The sequence below is a fragment of the Pseudoxanthobacter sp. genome, assembly GCF_036822375.1.
Taxonomy (GTDB): domain Bacteria; phylum Pseudomonadota; class Alphaproteobacteria; order Rhizobiales; family Segnochrobactraceae; genus Pseudoxanthobacter.
On sequence record NZ_DAISHT010000352.1, the window covers coordinates 1 to 2,172 of the forward strand.

Genomic DNA, 2,172 nt, shown 5'->3' on the forward strand with positions numbered 1-2,172 from the left:
ACATCACGATGGCGGTGACGTTGACCGGCTGCTTCTGCACGGCGCCCTGAATGGCATCGCCGGCGGCCAGCGCGACGGAGGGCAGAAGCAGGGCGGCAGCGGCCACGGCCGCCGGAACAAGCGCAGCGCGGCGGCTCATCGCGTCGCCTCCTCGATGATGGCCCGGGTGGCGCGGTCGAACGGGCCGTTGGCCCGCGCGGTGTAGATGCCCGTCATGATGAAGGCGAAGATCTGCACGCAGAAGCCGCCGATGATGCCGATTGTCCAGACCCCGCCCTGAACGACGGGCGTTGCAAACAACGCCGGCGTGCCGATGGCCACGATCACGAAGATCGCATAAACGCCGAGCACGATGAACGACAGCGTCAGAGAAAAGCGGTTCCGGCGCGCCACTAATTCTGCAAAGCGCGGATCTGCGGCAATCTTGTCATAAGCTGACTTCAACTAAAGTCCTCCCGATATCACTGACCGGCACGGCAGTGTGATTAAGGCCCTCATAGCAGTGCGGAAACTGTTCTCAACCCCGACTTTGGTCGCGTGCGCAGAACATGCCTGTGAAGGCGAAAGTCGGTGTTGTAAAGTCGCTGAATTATTTGCAGGAAAATCTTCGCCTGTCGGCGTCGCGGCCGTGCGGGCCGATTATTCTTGTCGGGCCGCGACATATGACAGTGGCAGGAGCGAGCCGCCGCCGGCGATTCAGCAGAAACGCCTCCGTGCCTGTCAAAGGCAGGCTGGCCGGCCCGGGCCGGCGCGGCTCTGCGCGGCGGCCGGGCGCGGCGCTGCGGCGGCCGCAGGCGGGACGACCTGTCGCATGGCCGCGACAGGTGGCGACAGGGCGGTGTCCTTACGCCGGCGGCACGAAACGGTCGAGCAGTGTCATGAGCCGGCGCAGCGCAGCCTCGCAGGCGGGCCGCAGGCCGTGACAATAACCGGTGTAGGTGGCGGCCGGCAGCCGCAGGTCGGCCGCGCCCAGCGCATGGGCGCAGGCCGTGCCGTGCCTGCGCCGGCCCCATTCCCGCAGGCAGTGGGCGAACGGCCGCGGGTCGGCTTCCCAGTCGTGGAAGGCGGGCCGGGTTTCGCCGGCCGCCGGCGGATCCGAGGGTTCCGGTCCGGCGGCGACCGGCGCGGGCCGGCTGCGCAGCCGCTTCAGCCGGTCTTTCCGCCGTGTGGCGATCTCGTCGGGCGTGGAGCGGGTGGGCGGCATGTCGGCGAGTACGGCAGCCATGGCGGCCGTCAGCGCCGCACCGCTCACCGGCCGCCGGGCCGGCGGCTGTTCGCTGCCGCCCGCCCCGTCCGGCACGGCGGGCGACAGTGCGGCCGGCGTCTCGGCGAGGGCAGCCTGCGGGCGGGGGGCGGGCTCCTGATCCATGGCGGCGTACGGTCTCTCTCGTGCTGATCGCCTGCGGCCGGGCCGGGCAGGCGGCGGGGCGCGGGCGGGGCGTTCATGCTGCCTGCGATAGCGCGCAATTGCTGCCAAGCCCTCAACATCCCCGCATCATCCCCCCATCCGGCTGCGGCCGCTTGTTCTGTATCGACAGCAGACTGGCAGAACGGCGGTGTCGTCATGTCGAATGGCTGCCCCATTTCCGGTCCCGATGCCGCGCGGCGGTCCCGATGCCGCGGCGGTGTTCCGCGATCCGCGCAGCCGGCCGGCGCTGGCTGTGTTAAGCGCTCCTGGCGCGCCGAGCGCGGCCGGCGATGCACTAACGGCGCCCCCCGGGCCTGAGCCGTGCACACCGGCCGGCGATGGCCGTCCGTGGGCCGGCCCGGCGGCGAGGGCGCAATGGCGGCAGCCTTTGCCCTGACGATAGGCCTTGCGCGGCAGTCCGTGCAGCGGGTGCCGGACGATCTGGTCTGCCGGCGTCGGATCGCCTGTCGCCCCAAACGGTCGCCTGTCGCCCCAACTCCGGCCACAAGCGGACCCATCCGGCCGCGCTGGCGGCGGACGCGGCGGCGCTGTTCGCCACCGTCCCGGCGCAACGGGCGGCAATGGCGGATTCGCTTCTGTCCGCGCTGGCCGGCGACAGCCCTTCCGCGTGCGCCGCAACCCTGCGCGGGCCGGCGAATGCACCGGAAGGCGTTGTTTGCCACCGTCGCGGTGCAATGGGCGGCAACGGCGGATTCGCTTCTGTCCGCGCTGGCCGGCGCCGGCGCCGTGGGGCGCGCCGCAAC

At 71.2% G+C, this 2,172-nt stretch carries 2 protein-coding genes; both read right to left on the reverse strand.

Annotated features, from left to right (window positions below; translation table 11 throughout):
* Positions 1-135 precede the first annotated feature (135 nt).
* Entirely contained in the window at positions 136-444 is a 309-nt protein-coding gene (locus V7067_RS17525) for a DUF485 domain-containing protein (RefSeq protein WP_334177169.1), read from the reverse strand.
* A 400-nt stretch (positions 445-844) separates the two neighbouring features.
* The gene (locus V7067_RS17530; protein ID WP_334177170.1) at positions 845-1,369 is read right to left on the reverse strand and encodes a hypothetical protein; all 525 of its coding nucleotides are present in this window, start codon (positions 1,367-1,369) and stop codon (positions 845-847) included.
* Positions 1,370-2,172: the final 803 nt, after the last annotated feature.

Bases quoted from the DNA above. Each gene is read 5' to 3' on its own strand.
- V7067_RS17530 (WP_334177170.1), bottom strand. From the start codon at position 1,369: ATGGATCAGGAGCCCGCCCCCCGCCCGCAGGCTGCCCTCGCCGAGACG.